This window comes from Falcatimonas sp. MSJ-15 (assembly GCF_018918265.1).
Taxonomy (GTDB): Bacteria; Bacillota; Clostridia; order Lachnospirales; family Lachnospiraceae; genus Falcatimonas.
Genome location: NZ_JAHLQC010000008.1, coordinates 50,397 through 68,678, shown reverse-complemented (window position 1 = coordinate 68,678; position 18,282 = coordinate 50,397). Strand labels below are relative to the sequence as shown.

The following is an 18,282-nucleotide window of genomic DNA, read 5'->3' as shown; positions in this document are numbered from 1 at the left end:
ATATGCAATTATTACTTAGTTATAATTAAAAAGTTCTTTATTTGGTTTTCAGGTTTTTACATATTTCGGCTGCTGTTGGTGTTGCAGCAAGCCCCCCTAACCCAGTTTCTCTAAATCGTACATCCATGTTCTCGCCCACTTCTCTCATAGCATCTACAACCTGATCAAAAGGTATCATGCTTATAATTCCCGCAAGTGACATATCAGCTGCAGATAATGCATTAACTGAACCGATAACATTTCTCTTAACACATGGAATCTCTACAAGTCCTCCAACAGGATCACATACAAGACCAAGAAGATTCTTAAGTGCAATCGCAGCTGCACTCGCTATCTGTGTTGGTGTGCCTCCTCTTAATGAGACTAATGCGCCTGCCGCCATAGCCGATGCAGCTCCTATCTCTGCCTGGCATCCACCTGATGCACCTGCTATAAAAGCTCTTGCAGCAATTATCTGACCAATTCCTGCAGCGACAAATAATGCATCTATTATCTGTTCTCTGTCTGCCTGTCCATGATCATAACATGCTGTAAGTACAGCTGGCAATACACCACATGCACCTGCTGTTGGTGCTGCTACTATTCGTTTCATACATGCATTGGATTCACCCATCTTTAATGCTCTTGCCATAACATCATTAACGAATGGACCACAGTATGATTTATCACTGCCTATATAGTCTTCCATAATACCACCAAGAGAACCTACAAGCCCACTTTTTGAAAATTGTTTTCTGTTATAAGTAGCATTAGCATTGACCATAGCATCCCACATTACTCCCATCTGTGTGATGGTGTCATCTCTTGATACTTTACGTTCATACATATCATCAAGAATTACTGCCTCTGCAAAGGATATACTCTGTTTATCGCATTTTTTAATTATCTTATCTATTGAATTGTATGACATATATCCTCCTATTCTACACTGAGGTATGTAACTTTTATTACACCCTCTAGATGTCTGAGCCATTCTATTGATTCTTCTGGAATCTCACTGTCTGTTTCAATAACCATAACAGCATATCCACCACGATGATCACGAAATAGTTGCATTGTTGCAATATTAACGGATTTGTGTGATAACATTGAGGTTACTTCAGCCACATGTCCCGGCTGATCAATGTTATGAACTATGAGTGTCGGACTCTCACCTGAGAAGTTAACATCGATGCCGTCTATCTTATTAACCATAATGCGTCCTCCGCCGACTGAGGATGCCTGTATCTCAAGCTCACGACCTGACTCTCCTTTTACCTGTAATATTGCAGTATTAGGATGTGCATCTTTAAGATTTTTACTTTCAAAAGAAAATTCAAGTTTCTTCTCTCTCGCAATATTAAAACTATCAGGAATTCTTATATCATCCGGATGCATACCAAGAACACCTGCTATAAGTGCCTTATCTGTTCCATGTCCTGCGCCTGTAGCACTGAATGAACCATGAAGTATTATATTTACTTTTACAGGTCTCTCGCCTAACAGCTTTAGAGCTATAAGTCCAATTCGAACTGCACCGGCTGTATGTGAACTTGATGGTCCAACCATTATCGGACCAAGAATATCATATATATTCATATTGTGTCCTCCCTATTATATTTTATGCTGTGAGAAGATTCTATCACATCCATACTCTTTATTCTAGATATTTTATTCATAAAAAAACCCCCCCTTTTGGGGGGATTTTTCGCTAATCTACATAAAGTTGAGACAGGTACTTTTCGATATAAAGTAACTATCGTTTTTTACATTAATTTATTAAGCAGGCTACTTAACTGTTCGAGATTATCTCCATTATAATCTTCGATATTACCTTTATCGCAGTAGTTTGCAATCTGTGGATCGATTGCAAGTCTTACAGTATTAGATATTCCATATTGTGATGCTAATTGTTCAATATCACTTTGTCCAAAGATATAATGTCTGTTATTACAGTCCGGACATATAAAATAAGACATATTCTCTACAATTCCTACTATAGGAATATTCATCTTTTCTGCCATCTTAACAGCTTTTTCAACTATCATTGAGACTAACTCTTGTGGTGATGTTACAATGATAATGCCATCAATTGGAATTGATTGAAATACAGTTAATGCAACATCTCCTGTTCCTGGAGGCATATCAATATATAAAACATCAAGATCTTCCCATAATACATCTGTATAGAACTGACTTACCATTCCTGATATAACAGGTCCTCTCCAGATAACTGGATCTGTATCATTAGGAAGTAAGAGATTTGTTGACATTACTTTTATTCCTTTTTTTGATACTTCAGGTATAAGTCCTGCTTCAGAACCTTTTGCTTTTCCATTTATACCAAAACTTTTTGGGATGGAAGGGCCTGTAATATCGGCATCCATAATTCCTGTCTTATAACCTTTATTTGCAGATGATAAAGCCATAAGACTTGTTACAAGTGATTTACCAACGCCACCTTTACCACTTACTATACCATATATTTTTTTTATTGAAGTAGTATCTTTTGGCTGAAGGTAACGACTTTTCTTTTCTTCTTTTGAAGAACATTCTGTACTGCATGTGTTGCAGTTATGTGTGCAATTACTACTCATTGTTACTCTCCTAATCTAATGTGAATATATAATCATTGAATTCTAAATTTGCTTTTAATATATTATCTGTCTATATCTTGTATTGCATATTTGAGCATATTCACTACAATTCCAATTATAGGAATATTCATCTTTTCTGCCATCTTAACAGCTTTTTCAACTTACCATGCAATTACTTCATATCCATCATTGGTAACAAGAACCTGTATCTCCCATTGTGCAGATGGAAGCCCATCGTCTGTATATACAGTCCATCCGTTGTCTTCATCGATATAGATATCTGGTTCACCCATATTAACCATTGGTTCTATTGTGAACATCATACCTGGAACTAATAACATCTCTGTTCCCTTTCGGCTTACATAACTTACCCAAGGTTCTTCGTGGAATTTAAGTCCTACACCATGTCCACCGATATCTTCAACTACTGAATAGCCATTCTTAACTGCATGGTTATGAACTGCTTCACCCATATCTCCAAGAAATGCGTATGGTTTTACTTCTTTTAGACCAATCTCAACACATTCTTTTGTAACTTCAACAAGACGCTTCATCTCTTCTGGCACATTGCCAATCATAAACATTCTTGATGAATCAGAAAAATATCCATTATATATTGTTGAACAGTCAACATTGACAATATCACCATCCATAAGTATGATATCGTCTGATGGAATTCCATGACATACTTCATCATTAATTGATATACATACGCTCTTAGGAAATCCTTCATAATTAAGGGGTGCCGGTATTCCTCCAAGTTCTGTTGTCTTATCATATACAAGTTTATCAATCTCGGCTGTTGACATTCCGGCTTTGATATTCTCTGCAACATAATCAAGAACAGCAACATTAATCTTTGCACTCTCACGAATCTTTGCAATCTGTTCTTCATTCTTAATCAGATCTCTTGTAGGAACTATGCATCCTTTTCTTTTGAATTCAGCTATTTTACTATCCATCTCTTCATGACAGTATTTGTATTTCTTACCACTTTTACACCAACACAGATCATTTCTGCCTAATTTTTTTAACATAATTATATTCTTCTTTCTATTTTACATTTGCTTTACAGCCTCTATAATTGTAATATTATTTGGGATATTAGTCAACATTAGTGTCTGTTTTGATGAAATTTATCATATTATTTCATATTATTCTTTATCATATTATGCTATACCATATTATTCTTTATCATATTATGCCATACCATATTGTCACATCGTATCAATATGATATAGCATAATATTAGTTAGTATCTATGATATATTATATTCTATTCTATGTAATTATATTACTAATCACATATATTGCTCTACGTTATCATTTTATTCATCATAATTAAAAATCATTTTATAAAAAACTAAGATTTTAAAAATTATCAATAAGCAGCTTTTCTTTGTTATATCGCTGTATTACGTAATATATTTCGCTGTATTACATACTATATTGTGAGGATTCCAAGATGTTCAAGTAATATCTTAACTCCAAGAAGAATTAAGATTATTCCACCGGTAAGTTCGGCTTTTGATTTGTACTTAGTTCCAAATACATTACCAATCTTAACACCAAGTGCTGATAGAATAAATGTTGTTATTCCTATGAATGAAGCGGCAACCAGAATGTTAACATTAAGGAATGAGAATGTGATTCCAACTGCAAGTGCATCAATACTTGTTGCTATGGCAAGTACAAGCATTTCTTTTGGCTTAAGAGATGCATCTTCTTTTTCTTCTTCTTTTGATAGTGCTTCTTTTATCATGTTTGCACCTATAATAGCAAGTAAGATGAATGCAATCCAGTGATCAATTGCTGTAATCTTATCTTTGAATGTGCTTCCTAACAGATATCCAATAACCGGCATCAAAGCCTGAAAACCACCAAACCACAGTCCTACAATACCTGCTTTTTTAATTGTTATTTTTTGCATTGCAAGTCCTTTGCATATAGATACTGCAAAGGCATCCATTGACAGACCTACTGCCAGAATAAATAGTGTGAATAAATCCATATAAGTGTCTCCTTTTTATACAATTGTGCTTAGATAATTGCAATGATACTGCTTACAGCATAGCAAAGTTTTATGCTATATATGAGCAGGTATAATAGCGCAATTACTTAGTGATTATACCGAATTGTGGAGTTAGTGCAAAAAAAGAGACTCATCTACAGCATGTATAATTGCAGATATAATACATGCTGCAGATAAGTCTCATTATTTAAAATGAAGCCAGATGTATCTCATCATTATGTTGACTTCATTACATTACTAATTATAGTAAATGCTAACTACTCCCTTATCAGCGTTACTTGATAATTATATTATTGTCTTGTTTTTTTGTCAAACGCTTTCTGATAATTTTTCTTATTAGTAATATTCCAGTTGCTATAATAAATATTACTATTACAACTACTAGCAATATCTTTATATGTGTATAATCTTTTTGAAGCTCAAACACTGAAAATGTTCTGTCTTCATATAATTGGAATATTACATAATCACCGTCACGTTCATAAGGAATATTATATCCTTTTGCATCTGTAAGTTTTAAATGCTTATTATCAATCGAAGTACGATAATGAACCATTATTGTACTGTTCTCATTACCTGAATCATCATTAATTACAATATTATAACCGTTAACGAATATATAATCTGCCTGATAACGCACTTCATTTCGATTAACATCTTCAAGAGTCACTGTTGAATTATTATCAAATGTTCCTTCAACAATTACAAGCGGTGGATTCTCACCTGTGTTAATTGAAGAGAGGAATGGTGAATATACTGCATATATGTCTGCACTTTGAGTTATATTCTCTTTTTGAAATTCAGGCCATTCTCCATATTCGCCACTATGCAATGGAACATCCGGAATATCACTGTCTGTAATTGAGTCACCATAAGATAAGTCAATCGTCTTGATAAGTGTCTCTCCGTCATAAAAATTAATATGTATAGTAAGGTCTGTAAGTTCTAAAGATTTTTTTCTAAGTGCATCTGATATATAATTAGCATCATTATCAGATATAAATGTTATCTGTGGAATATAAGTACCTTCACCATCTGCTATACACCAGTCATCTGCCTCAAAGTTAGAATATGCTTCCGGAAGTATAGAAGAGCCTGTCATCTGCTCTATTGTTAATGGAACTGTCTTAAGATTATAATCGATTCCATCAACTGCCTGCATACCTTCATTAAGAAAATAACATGCATCAATTAATTCTCCGACTTTGCCGGCTATAGCTCCTTTTTGTTCTGTATCTTTTGATATTGATGGTAGTGAATAACATTCTGTAATTGCATTTGAATATCCTGCAATACCGCCGACACATGCTTTGGCTGTAATTGTACATACTGAGAGTGATTTGCTTACCTCGACATTGCTATATCCTGCAATACCACCGGCATTAGAGCCTTCATTTCCTGTTATTGTACATCTTGATATATTATATGTAATTGAACCGGCAGAGGCATGTCCGACAATACCACCGGCATTCTTAGTTGTAAAAGTAATATCTCCATCATTAATACTTCCGACAATCTCTATACTATTATCAAGTTCTGTACCAAAGTCACTGTCTGGCGGATCATCCACTTTATTACCTGGTATCTCGTATGAGATATTACCAACAATTCCTCCTACATTCGTATCACCTGTTACTGTAGCTGAATTGATACAATAGATAATCTGGTGCAAAAGTTCTTCGTCAGTATTATCAAAACCATAATTAGTTACAGCTTCAGGAATCGTATCCGGAGCTTCTGAATCAAGTCCAGCTTCAAGATCTTTAAGTATTGAAGAATCTGAAGATGAATCAGAGCTATTATCTGAATTGTCAGATTCTACGTCATTATCTGAATCGCTATCACTATCTAAGTCATTATCTGAATCTATGTCATTACTACTATCTGTGTCACTATTCTGTGTATTACTCATATTAGCTGATAATACAGCTGTATCTGCACGATGATAGTTGAGAACAGAATCATCATCGTCATCTGAATCTCTGACCGGTTCAGTATCCAATTCATTATCTGAATCATTAAAGTCAGAGTCATCATCGCTATCATCAGAATCGTTAAAGCCAGAGTCATCATCGCTATTATCAGAATCGTTAAAGCCAGAGTCATCATCGCTATTTTGGTTAGGTGCTATAGCATCTTCATTATCAAGAAGAGTTGGAATCTTAACATAGGTAAAACGTGGATCGAACTGACCAGCAATACCACCTATATCTTTTAATCCGGATACATTACCATTATTAGTACATTCGCTTATATATCCATTAACTCGTCCAACAATACCTCCAACATTGTAACCTCTGTCATTAAGACCAATCTCACCTGTATTAGCACAATTTACAATACGTCCTCCTGAGATTGCTGCAATACCACCTGCATCAAAGTTAGAGCCTTCTTTGAACTGTATTGAACCTTCATTACCACATCCACCAATACTTCCATAATTAAATCCGGCGATACCGGCAGGCTTATTAATCGCTGATATTGTGGCTTTGTTAGTACAATTAACGATTATACCATCAAGATTATTAAGTCCAACAATACCTCCACATGAATTTATTCCTTCAATACTTCCAATCGCAGAACATCCAACAATTGTACCACTGTTAGAACCGGCAATTCCTCCAATATATGAGCCGCTGCCATCTGCAACAATTGTAACATCTACAATCAGATTACGAATTATAGATTTATTTGTCGCATATCTTATAAGTCCCTGAAAAGATCCCGAACAATTAATAGATAGTCCGGAGATTGTACATCCATTACCATCAAAGATTCCGGAGAACACAGGTATCGGACTATATTCATATCCTGAAAGATTAATATCATTTTTTAAAATTACAAGTTTGTCTATTGAATAAGCATCATTACTACATTCTTTACTAAAACTGATAAGTTCTTCTGCTGTCGTAATATATACTATGGTATATGAAGAAGCATAACCTGTATATGTAGTATTAACAGCAATAATATTGAAGACGACAACCAGTGTCATTATAAAAGCGAGTAATTTTCTCTTTTTTATCTTCAAATTTCAAACACCACTTTCATATAATCAAAACCAATATAGATATCTAAAAAGCGATAAATGGATTAAATAGTCTTAGTTGTCCATTTACTGCAATCCCAGATATCAGTAACAATATCTTCATAAAAATCAGGTTCATGACATATAAGAAGAATACTTCCTTTATATGCTTTTAACGCTGCTTTTAATTCCTCTTTTGCATCTACATCAAGGTGATTAGTCGGTTCATCAAGTAATAGAATATTAGTCTCTTTATTAATGAGTTTACATAGACGTACTTTTGCCTGTTCACCACCACTTAGTACTCTTACCTGGCTTTCAATATGTTTGGTTGTAAGTCCACATTTTGCAAGAGCTGAACGTACTTCATATTGTGTGAATGATGGAAATTCCTTCCATATCTCTTCAATACATGTATTAGGCTCAGGCTTAATCTCCTGCTCAAAATATCCTATATAGAGATAATCACCAAGCTCAGCTTTACCTGACAATGGCTTGTTAAGTCCAAGAATACTTCGTAAGAGTGTTGTCTTACCAATACCATTAGCACCGATAAGCGCAATCTTTTGTCCTCGTTCCATAGACAGGTTAAGTGGTTTTGATAATGGTTCAGTATATCCAATCACAAGATCTTTTGTCTCAAATATAACTTTACCAGATGTTCTTGCTTCTTTAAAACGAAATTCCGGCTTCGGTTTCTCTCTTGCAAGTTCTATTTTATCCATCTTATCAAGTTTTTTCTGTCTGGACATTGCCATATTTCTTGTAGATACTCTTGCTTTATTACGGGCAACAAAGTCTTCAAGTTCTTCTATCTCCTGCTGCTGCCTTCTGTAAGCTGCTTCAAGCTGTGCCTTTTTAGCTTCATGAACTTCAAGGAACTTATTATAATCGCCTACATATCTGTTTAACTCCTGATTTTCCATATGATAGATTATATTCACTACACTGTTTAAGAAAGGAATATCATGTGAGATAAGTATAAATGCATTATCATACTCCTGAAGATATCTTTTTAGCCATTCAATATGATTAACATCAAGATAGTTAGTCGGCTCGTCAAGCAGTAGAATGTCAGGTTTTTCTAAGAGAAGTTTGCCTAGAAGAACTTTAGTTCGCTGTCCTCCACTTAACTTTGTAACATCAGCATCAAGACCGATATCTGTAAGACCAAGTGCACGTCCAATCTCTTCGACTTTAGAATCTATGATATAAAAATCATGTAAAGTAAGTGTATCCTGGATAACTGCAAGTTCATCCATCATTGTCTCAAGTTCCTCAGGTGATGCTTCACCCATGCTGTCACATATACTATTCATTCTCTCTTCCATATCAAAAAGATATGAAAAAGCTGACTTTAATACATCTCTTATAGTCATACCTTCTGTAAGAACAGAATGCTGATCAAGGTAACCAACTCTTACATTCTTTGACCATTCAACTTTGCCATCATCAGGCATAAGTTTGCCGGTTACTATATTCATAAAAGTTGATTTACCTTCACCATTCGCTCCAACAAGTCCGATATGTTCTCCTTTTAAAAGTCTGAATGATACATTATTAAATATGGCTCTGTCGCCAAAACCATGACTCAAATTTACTACATTTAGAATACTCATAAAAACTCCTTAGCTGCATATTTTAAATTCCGAGGCTAATCATATCAGTTTTTAATATAGAACGCAAGCTACTTATTAATTAATGTGAGTGTTTTTTAGAAAATTTAATATTTTTTTTGGAAATATAATTTTATAAATTATATCAGAATGTCTATTTGTTAATAAGTGATATAATCTCGTGAGGTTCGTTAATAATCATGTCAGCACCATGCTCTTTTAAAAAATCATATCCTCTAAATCCCCATGCGACTCCAATACAGTCCATATTAGCATTCCTTGCAGTATCAACATCAACATCAGAATCACCAACATATACTGCCTTAGACGCATCAATATTAAAGTATCTTAATACTTCATTAACACTATCTGGTGCAGGCTTCTTTTTAATATTCGCTCTTTCACCTACCACATAGTCAAATATACCATTAAAATAATCATCGCATAGAGAACGTACTGCAAAATCAGCTTTATTAGATACAACAGCAATTTTTAAGCCACTCTTCTTAAGCAAATTTAAAAGTTCATTGATTCCATCGTATGCTTTAGTAGTATCAGCACAATGTTCTTTGTAATGCTCTTTAAAAACAGCAAATACTTTTTCTGTAAGTTCATCAGATGTAAAAGGTGGAACAGCTCGTCTTATAAGCATCTCTATACCATTACCGACAAATCGTCTGACTTCATCAATAGTACGTAGTGGCATATTATATGTAGAAAGTGCATAATTAACACTAGATGCAAGATCATTAAGTGTATCTAATAATGTACCGTCAAGATCAAATATTACAGCCTTATATTTTTTATTAGAAACTGTTTCTTCATTAGAAGTTGTTTTTTTATTACAAATTGTATTCTCATTATCATTTACATCTGCATAATTATTCTTATTCTTACTCATACCATAGTCCTCCCATTCTCTAAGATACTCTTCTATTATATTATAGTGTAGATTAATATACTGATTGCATTTTTCCATATCTTTGTCATATAATCCGTCAAGAATTCCTCTATGTGCTTTTGCAAGTTGTAATTTGGCATCTTCATCTATTCTTGCAATAACATCTTCGATCCATTTTCTATATACATCTGTTACAGCATACATAATCATGCTTAAAAAAGCATTATCAACTGCATCTATTAATCTGAAATGAAACTCTCTGTCAGCCTCGGAAGCTCTTTTCATATCAGAATAATCATTAGTCTCTGATAAAAGTTCATACATCTTCTTAAACCATTCAGCATCTTTCGGTTTATTAATTATAGCTTCACAAGTAGTCTTTTCCACAAAACGTCTGAATGAACAGACATCTTCTTTGCTTATTGAATTAATAAGAAGCATCACATTAATCATCTCTCTTAGATTATTCTTCATATCAGCAGATATATAATTACCAGATCCCTGCTTTCTTGTGATAAGTCCCATACATTCAAGAGTCTTTAAAGCCTCTCTTGTCGAATTACGGCTGATTGAAAGTTCTTCTGATATTGCACGTTCAGTAGGAAGTTTTGAACCGATTGTAAGATTACCATCTTCTATTTTATCATATACATAATCTATAACTTTCTTATATTCCGGTGAATTATTATTGTTGCTAAAAAACATAATGATACCCTCTCTTTGTTACATATTGTGAACTACCCATCACCTAGAGGTAGTGGGTTTTACGCTCTAGATTATAAAAAGTTTGCAAAAACAGATGCCAGTATAACTGTAAGTATTCCTGATACTGCTATTGAAAGACTGCTCATAGCACCTTCAATCTCGCCCATCTCCATTGCTTTTGCAGTACCAATGGCATGTGATGCAGAACCGATTGCAAGCCCTTTGGCAACAGGTTCGTGTATCTTAAATATTTTACATATAATCTCTGCAAATATATTACCAAGAACACCTGTAATTATAATTACAGCAACTGTTATAGTTACATATCCACCAAGTTCTTCAGATACACCCATTCCAATTGCAGTGGTTATTGATTTTGGTAAAAGTGTTACATATTCTTCATGTGATAATCCCATAACAGATGACAATGCAAGCACTGTTACAAGGCTTGTTATAACACCGGCAAGTATTCCCGAAAATACTGCTTTAAAATTACTCTTTAACAGTTCAAACTGTTCATACAATGGAATTGCAAGACATACAGTTGCAGGTGTTAGAAGCCAGCTTAGATACTTAGCTCCTTCGTTATAAGTATCATAATCAACATGTGCAACAGCAAGAACCACTATTGTTGCAATTATTGATACAAGAAGTGGATTAAAAAGTCCAAGCTTCAATTTTTTCTTAAGATATACACCTGCCATATAAGCCATAAGGCTGATTGTTACTCCTGCAAACGCAGAAGTTTCAAAGAATTCTTTCATAATTACATCTGCTCCTTATTTTTTCCTTTTTTAATAATAATCTGTGCTACATGACCACTGACTATCATTACTGTTACAATTGTAAGACATGTTATTATACTCACCGGAATCAGAAGAGGTTTTAATACATTCCATGAAGCTATAAGCCCAACACCGGCAGGAATGAACATAACAGGCATAATCTCTATAAGCAACTTTCCTGTCTCTCTAACTGAATCAAGCTTTATAATGCCACTTAACAGACATACAAACAAAATTACCATACCATATATACTGGCTGGAACTGGTAATGGAAGTAATTCTTTTAAAATCTCACCAATAAATGAAATAGTAAGAATTATCAAAAACTGCTTTAAATATTTCATCATATCTCCTCTTTCTATATAAATATATAAATTGGTACTACCAATACACCATTATAATATAATGAAAAAATTTGTCAATGTTTTAGAATTTAGGATTGTATTTTTTTTCTCATAAGTGTATACTAAACCCGCAGAAGAAAAAATGCAATAAAATTTATTTAACGAATTAACCAGGTAAAGGAGGATACTTATATGGACAGTTGTGATGGTTCTGGTAATGGGCATATTATAGGCAGACAAACATCAGATATATGTGCTGTAGATAGTGTATATCCTCCGCCCTGGAGTCTATAGATTATATACAGTTTGTTTTTGTTTGCCACTTTTTCAAAAAAAAGTGGCATTTTTTATGCAGACAATGTGTTAAAATCCATGCCCTTATAAAATAATATATAACACTTACTGCACTGATAATATTGTTATCAGTAATATGATGTCAGGGGCAAAAGCTCCGACTTTGATACCTACGAATTGCGCCGTGCTACGCACTTCCACAATTCTATTAGATATCTTAATATTATATTATCAGAATTACAGATGCCACAGAAAGCGTGGATGAATATGAGAGACGAAATCAGAAAGATTATTGAGAGCGGTCTTAGAGATACTGAACTAAGAGAGGCTCTTAAAAAATATCATGAGAATGATATTGCTGAGATATTTGTAACACTTGACAAGGACACAAGAATACATCTGTATAATGCTCTTGGTCCGGAGATGATGGCTGAGATATTTGCATATATTGAAGATCCATCTGAGCTTTTAGAAGAGATGGGCATTGAAAAAGCTGCCGATGTCATCGAGCAGATGGATGCTGATGATGCAGTTGATGTATTAGAGAATGTTGATGAAGATGTAAGAGATCAGATTATGTCTGAGATAGAAGCTGATTCTAAAGATGACATTAATCTTATATCATCATATGAAGATAATCAGATTGGTAGCCGAATGACAACTAATTTTATAATTATCTCACAGGGAAGCACTGTTAAGATGGCTATGAGAGAGCTTATCTCACAAGCCAAAGATAATGATAACATCAATACAATCTATGTAAAAGACAGTAATGACAGATATTATGGTGCAATAGATCTAAAGGATCTGATACTTGCCAGAGAGCATGATGATCTTGAGAAGATTATAAGTACTTCATATCCTTATGTTATGGCTGATGAGATCGTAAGTGATACACTTGATATGCTTCGTTCTTATGAAGAAGATTCAATTCCTGTTCTTGATGATGACAAGCATATAATCGGTGCAATTACAATGTCAGATATTGTTGAAGCTATTGATGATGAGATGGGTGATGACTATGCAAAACTTGCCGGTCTTACTGCAGAAGCTGATCTTAAAGAGAATATCTTTGAGAGTATGAAAAAAAGACTTCCTTGGCTTATATTACTGCTTTTCCTTGGAATAGGTGTATCTTCGGTTGTAGGTGTCTTTGAAAAACTTGTTTCAAAGGTTGCACTTATTGTATGTTTCCAATCATTAATACTTGATATGGCAGGCAATGTCGGAACACAGTCACTTGCTGTTACTATCAGAGTATTAATGGATGAGAATATATCTGCCAAAGAAAAATTTGGTTTTGTATTAAAAGAGATGAAAATCGGCTTTGTCAATGGCTTGCTTCTTGGCACTTTGTCATTTGCATTTATAGGTCTGTTTATATTCTTTATAAAAGGAAAGACTTTCACTTATGCATTTGCAATATCTGCATGTGTTGGAATATCTTTAATAGCAGCTATGGTTATATCAAGCCTTGTCGGAACATTAATACCAATGTTCTTCCATAAGATCAAAGTAGATCCTGCAGTTGCATCAGGTCCACTTATCACAACAATCAATGATCTTGTAGCTGTCATAACATATTACGGACTTTCCGGAATGGTCTTACTTAAGATATTCAAGATAGCATAATTATACTCAAGCGAAACTCTAGCAAGGTTATCTAAGCTTGTCAGAGTATGAATAACATCAACAAAAACACGCTCTCGCTAAGTGTACATCGTAACGGTACTAAGTTTGTTACACACCTATGGTGTATAACGCACTAAGTGCCGACGATTACCACATTGTTTTCTTATGATGTTATTCATACTCTGACAAGCTATTTTACGTTTTCTTAGAGTTTCGCAGGTACACTTTCGCATAAATTTTATAAGTTTCTGATTTTTTATCTTTGTTCTAAAATAATAATATTTTCATAACAAAATGCAATATTGAACATCCTAAAAAATATTCAAATAAGCACTTGGATACGAATTAGAAAAGAGAAACATTACATATTGTATATCGTAAGCCAATAATCCATTTAAAAATCTCTTAAAAACGTAAATTAGCTCCGGCAGGCTTAATATATATCAAAAGAAAACAATGTGGTAATCGTCGGCACTTAGTAAGCTACACGTCTATGACGTGTGGCGAACTTAGTACCGCTACGATGTACACTTAGCGAAAGCGTGTTTTTGTTGATATATATTAAGCCTGCCGGAGCCTAGATAATCTTCCTTATGAGATTTTTAAATGCATTGTCACCTATATTTATTCGTTTCTGAGAGCTGTGACAGGATCACTTTTGGCTGCTTTTTTTGATGGGATAAGACCACCTATAAAAGTAAGGATTATGCTTAATATGATAAGGATAAATGCCGGTAATACCGGTAATACTGCATTAATTGTATCAATACCTGCAAGGTGATGTATAAGTGCATTGATTGGTAATATGAATAGGATTGTAAGTCCGATACCAATAAATCCGGCACATAGGCCGATTATACAAGTCTCAGCATTAAATACTTCAGATATATTACGTTTTGATGCTCCGATTGCTCTTAATATACCAATCTCTTTGCGTCGTTCAAGAACACTTATATAAGTTATAACACCAATCATAATCGATGATACAACAAGTGATATTGCTACGAATGCAATAAGAACATAGCTTATTACATTAACAATATCTGTTACAGATGACATAAGAGTTCCAACAACATCCGTATAAGCTATTACTTGTTCTTCATTACCACTTTCCTCCATCTTATCATTATAAGCATCGAGAATCTTAATTATCTCATCTTTACTCTCAAAGTCTTTAGGATATATATCAATCTCAGAAGGAACTAATATATCTGCATAACCAAGTTTTTTCATATTATTATCATACGAAGTAGCATTATTGCCTAGTAAAGACATCATAAGTTCTGAAAGTTCATTAGGATCCATATTAATCTGAACTGCCTGTGCAAAGACTTCAGGATCTATTGATAATGCACCTGCAAAACTCTCACCAAGCGAACCCATCGATGAGGACATAGTTCCTGCCATCTGAGTCATTATCTGGGTGATTGCGCTTGTCATACTGCTTCTTATAACGTCAGTTAGTTGTTCTGACATAGTCTGCATACCTGCTGCTATCTGTTCTTCAATCTGACTGGCTACAGATTCCATATATACATTCATGATATTAGTAAGTTGTGACTCAAGATTATTAGCTGTAACTATCTGAGACATAGCATTGGCAATGCGTCTTTTGCCATCTTCTGACTGTAGATATTCCAGAAAATAATCCGACATATTCTCTGGATTAGGATAACCATTCTTCGCTGCAAAATCCGGATATGAAGCCATTATATTCTGAGACAGAATCTTCTTCATATCCTCTCTTGATATATTAATCTTAACACCGTCTTTAACAATCTTTGTTGCATCATCTACAATCAGCTGCCTAATCTCAGGTTGGCTTAAAAATGCTGCCAGTGTCTCTTCATTGCCTGATGTAATATTGTTATCTTTAAGATACTTGGTATACATATTACTAATCTTGGCAACTTCAGCGAGTACCTGTTCTTGTGATATATCAACAGTTATACCATTCTTAACAGCATCTTCAATCTGCTTCATCATAGCAGATGCAACTTCGTCTGATGTAAGATAAGCACTTATGCCCTCTCCAAGTCTTGTAATATCCGCCTGTGGATTATCTTTGATACTCTCAAAATATCCATTAAGAATATCTGTTGCTATCTTCTCCATCTGCTCAGATGATATAGAAAAATTAATCTGTTTAAGAATCTCATTCATATCCGGCAGTTTTGATGTATCAATAGAAAAATTATTCATATTAAACATATTCTCAAAATCAAAACTATTAGAAAGTGCCGACATATCAATATTTAACATATCAGGATTGATTGATGACATATCAATATTAATTGCATTCTCATCAATCTTAAATGCCTGTGAGAGTGTTTCTGTATCAATTTTAAACATTGATGCAAGATCTAACTTACTCTCAGAACTTTCTTTTCCAAATTCTTTACCTGTAAAAACATTAATATTCTTAGATGCCAGCTGTTTTTTTACAATATCACTGTTAGAAGCATATTCCATAATATGTGTTGTGAGATCTCTTGTATACCATATACCAGAACGGAGCATAGTAGCTGTCGCATCTTCTACAGGCTTTACAATACCTACAATCTTAAGAGCATCACCCTTTTTTACAAGTTCATTCACATATTCTTCATTATCAGACTTATCTTTCCATACATTATAAGTAGAATCATATTCATACATATCAGAACTATTAACTACTCTAAATGTCGTTCCAAGTATATCATCATACGAATATTGGGCAGTATCATCATTGACTGTTACATTCTCTTCTGCCATAAACTGAGATATCATCTTCTCAAGTTCAGAACTATCTTTTAATCCTAATGTATATTGTAAAAAATCACTTATATTCCCCTGAGAAGTAAGAACAAGTACACATTCATTATAATTATCAGGCCATCTTCCGGCTTTTATATCATATTGATCTTCATATAAAGCTTCATTACCAGGCAGTTCATAGAATACATCTGTACTCATCATTGATGACATAACACTTTGAGTTGTAGCACCTGAACCAAGTCCCATTGCTGCAAATGTATTATCAGGATTAACTTTTTTTACTTTATCATTATTAATACTATATATCTGCGGTGTAACTGAATATTGATATTCTACAGAAGTTGCATAATCATTAATATTGTCACCATCAGTCTCAAGATAATTCTTAAGTGATGCCAAATCATTGCTGTTTAACTGTGAGAACATTCCTGTAATCATTGGTGTGACACCTATATCTTTTTGCCTGTCACTCTTTTTCTCTCCTGCTGCAGTCATTCCAACCATCATTGATGTAAGATCTAAGCCGGTGCTTTGAATCTGAAGCGGATATTCCGACAGAGTATCTCTTTCCATATATTTAATATATTCATTAACACCGGTTGATATTGACAAAATAAGTGCGATTCCTATAATACCGATAGAACCGGCAAATGATGTTAATAAAGTTCTTGCTTTTTTAGTTCTTAGATTTTGAAAACTTAAAGCTGTAGCAGTAATAAAAGACATAGATGATTTTCCCATATTCTTATGTACAGGCTTTACAATGTCTTTTTTATCCGGCTCATAAGGATCTGAATCTGCTAAAAGATGTCCATCTTTAACTTCAACAATTCTTGTAGCATATAATTTGGCAAGTTCAGGGTTATGAGTTACCATTACAACAAGTCTGTCTTTTGATACTTCTTTTAATAATTCCATAACCTGAACGCTTGTATCACTATCAAGTGCACCTGTCGGTTCGTCCGCAAGCAGAATATCAGGATTATTAACTAATGCTCTTGCTATGGCAACTCGTTGCATCTGACCACCTGACATCTGGCTTGGTCTTTTATTCAGCTGATTACCTAGTCCTACTTTTTCAAGTGCTTCTTTTGCACGTTTTTTTCGTTCACTTTTACTAATTCCTGATATTGTAAGTGCAAGTTCAACATTAGCAAGAACTGTCTGGTGTGGAATAAGATTATAACTTTGAAATACAAAACCAATAGTATGATTTCTATATGAATCCCAATCTCTGTCAGTATAATTCTGAGTTGATATGCCATTGATTATAAGATCTCCACTTGTATACCGGTCAAGTCCTCCTATTATATTAAGAAGTGTAGTCTTTCCAGAACCACTCGGTCCTAAAATTGCCACAAATTCATTATCACGCAGATTAAGACTTACATCATCAAGTGCTGTCTGCTTAAATTTGTCAATTGAATATTCTTTGTATATATGTTTTATCTGAAGCATATTTTTATTATAACTCTCCTATTCCCTTTACATTAGTATCTATGATAGTATCTGACTTTATACTAGATATTGTATAATTAATTATCTAATCTTATTAAAGCTGATTTATATAAGTTAATTCATTTAAGTTAATTACATCAAGACATATAATCTA

General features: G+C 34.0%; 12 protein-coding genes. 1 reads left to right on the top strand and 11 read right to left on the bottom strand.

Translation table 11 applies throughout. The features are described from left to right. Positions 1-37: 37 nt before the first annotated feature. The 10 genes from sdaAA to KQI85_RS07755 all read right to left on the bottom strand — a co-directional run bounded on the left by sdaAA (position 38) and on the right by KQI85_RS07755 (position 11,990). Positions 38-910, bottom strand: coding sequence for an L-serine ammonia-lyase, iron-sulfur-dependent, subunit alpha (gene sdaAA, locus KQI85_RS07800; protein WP_216575530.1), 873 nt, complete (start codon positions 908-910; stop codon positions 38-40). A gap of 8 nt (positions 911-918) precedes the next feature. Further along, complete coding sequence (gene sdaAB / locus KQI85_RS07795) at positions 919-1,578, bottom strand: L-serine ammonia-lyase, iron-sulfur-dependent subunit beta (protein WP_216575529.1); 660 nt, start codon at positions 1,576-1,578, stop codon at positions 919-921. Between the two features lie 167 nt (positions 1,579-1,745). Next, on the bottom strand, positions 1,746-2,576 hold the full coding sequence (locus tag KQI85_RS07790) for an Mrp/NBP35 family ATP-binding protein (protein ID WP_216575528.1): 831 nt from the start codon (positions 2,574-2,576) through the stop codon (positions 1,746-1,748). Between the two features lie 161 nt (positions 2,577-2,737). Next, complete coding sequence (locus tag KQI85_RS07785) at positions 2,738-3,613, bottom strand: methionyl aminopeptidase (protein ID WP_216575527.1); 876 nt, start codon at positions 3,611-3,613, stop codon at positions 2,738-2,740. A gap of 407 nt (positions 3,614-4,020) precedes the next feature. After that, entirely contained in the window at positions 4,021-4,587 is a 567-nt protein-coding gene (locus KQI85_RS07780; RefSeq protein ID WP_216575526.1) for a manganese efflux pump MntP family protein, read from the bottom strand. Positions 4,588-4,882: 295 nt separating this feature from the next. Beyond that, positions 4,883-7,639, bottom strand: coding sequence for a hypothetical protein (locus KQI85_RS07775; protein WP_216575525.1), 2,757 nt, complete (start codon positions 7,637-7,639; stop codon positions 4,883-4,885). Between the two features lie 62 nt (positions 7,640-7,701). Next, on the bottom strand, positions 7,702-9,255 hold the full coding sequence (locus tag KQI85_RS07770; RefSeq protein WP_216575524.1) for an ABC-F family ATP-binding cassette domain-containing protein: 1,554 nt from the start codon (positions 9,253-9,255) through the stop codon (positions 7,702-7,704). 151 nt (positions 9,256-9,406) lie between these two features. Continuing rightward, the gene (locus tag KQI85_RS16915) at positions 9,407-10,858 is read right to left on the bottom strand and encodes an HAD-IA family hydrolase (protein ID WP_216575523.1); all 1,452 of its coding nucleotides are present in this window, start codon (positions 10,856-10,858) and stop codon (positions 9,407-9,409) included. Between the two features lie 71 nt (positions 10,859-10,929). Then, positions 10,930-11,622, bottom strand: coding sequence for an LrgB family protein (locus tag KQI85_RS07760; RefSeq protein WP_216575522.1), 693 nt, complete (start codon positions 11,620-11,622; stop codon positions 10,930-10,932). A gap of 2 nt (positions 11,623-11,624) precedes the next feature. Continuing rightward, positions 11,625-11,990, bottom strand: coding sequence for a CidA/LrgA family protein (locus tag KQI85_RS07755; protein WP_371820568.1), 366 nt, complete (start codon positions 11,988-11,990; stop codon positions 11,625-11,627). Positions 11,991-12,524: 534 nt separating this feature from the next. On the opposite strand from KQI85_RS07755, the gene mgtE reads away from it, so the two are divergent. Continuing rightward, entirely contained in the window at positions 12,525-13,913 is a 1,389-nt protein-coding gene (gene mgtE, locus KQI85_RS07750; RefSeq protein ID WP_253293789.1) for a magnesium transporter, read from the top strand. Between the two features lie 624 nt (positions 13,914-14,537). Here mgtE and KQI85_RS07745 read toward each other — a convergent pair. Then, positions 14,538-18,128, bottom strand: a complete 3,591-nt coding sequence (locus tag KQI85_RS07745) for an ABC transporter ATP-binding protein/permease (RefSeq protein WP_216575521.1) — start codon at positions 18,126-18,128, stop codon at positions 14,538-14,540. Positions 18,129-18,282: the final 154 nt, after the last annotated feature.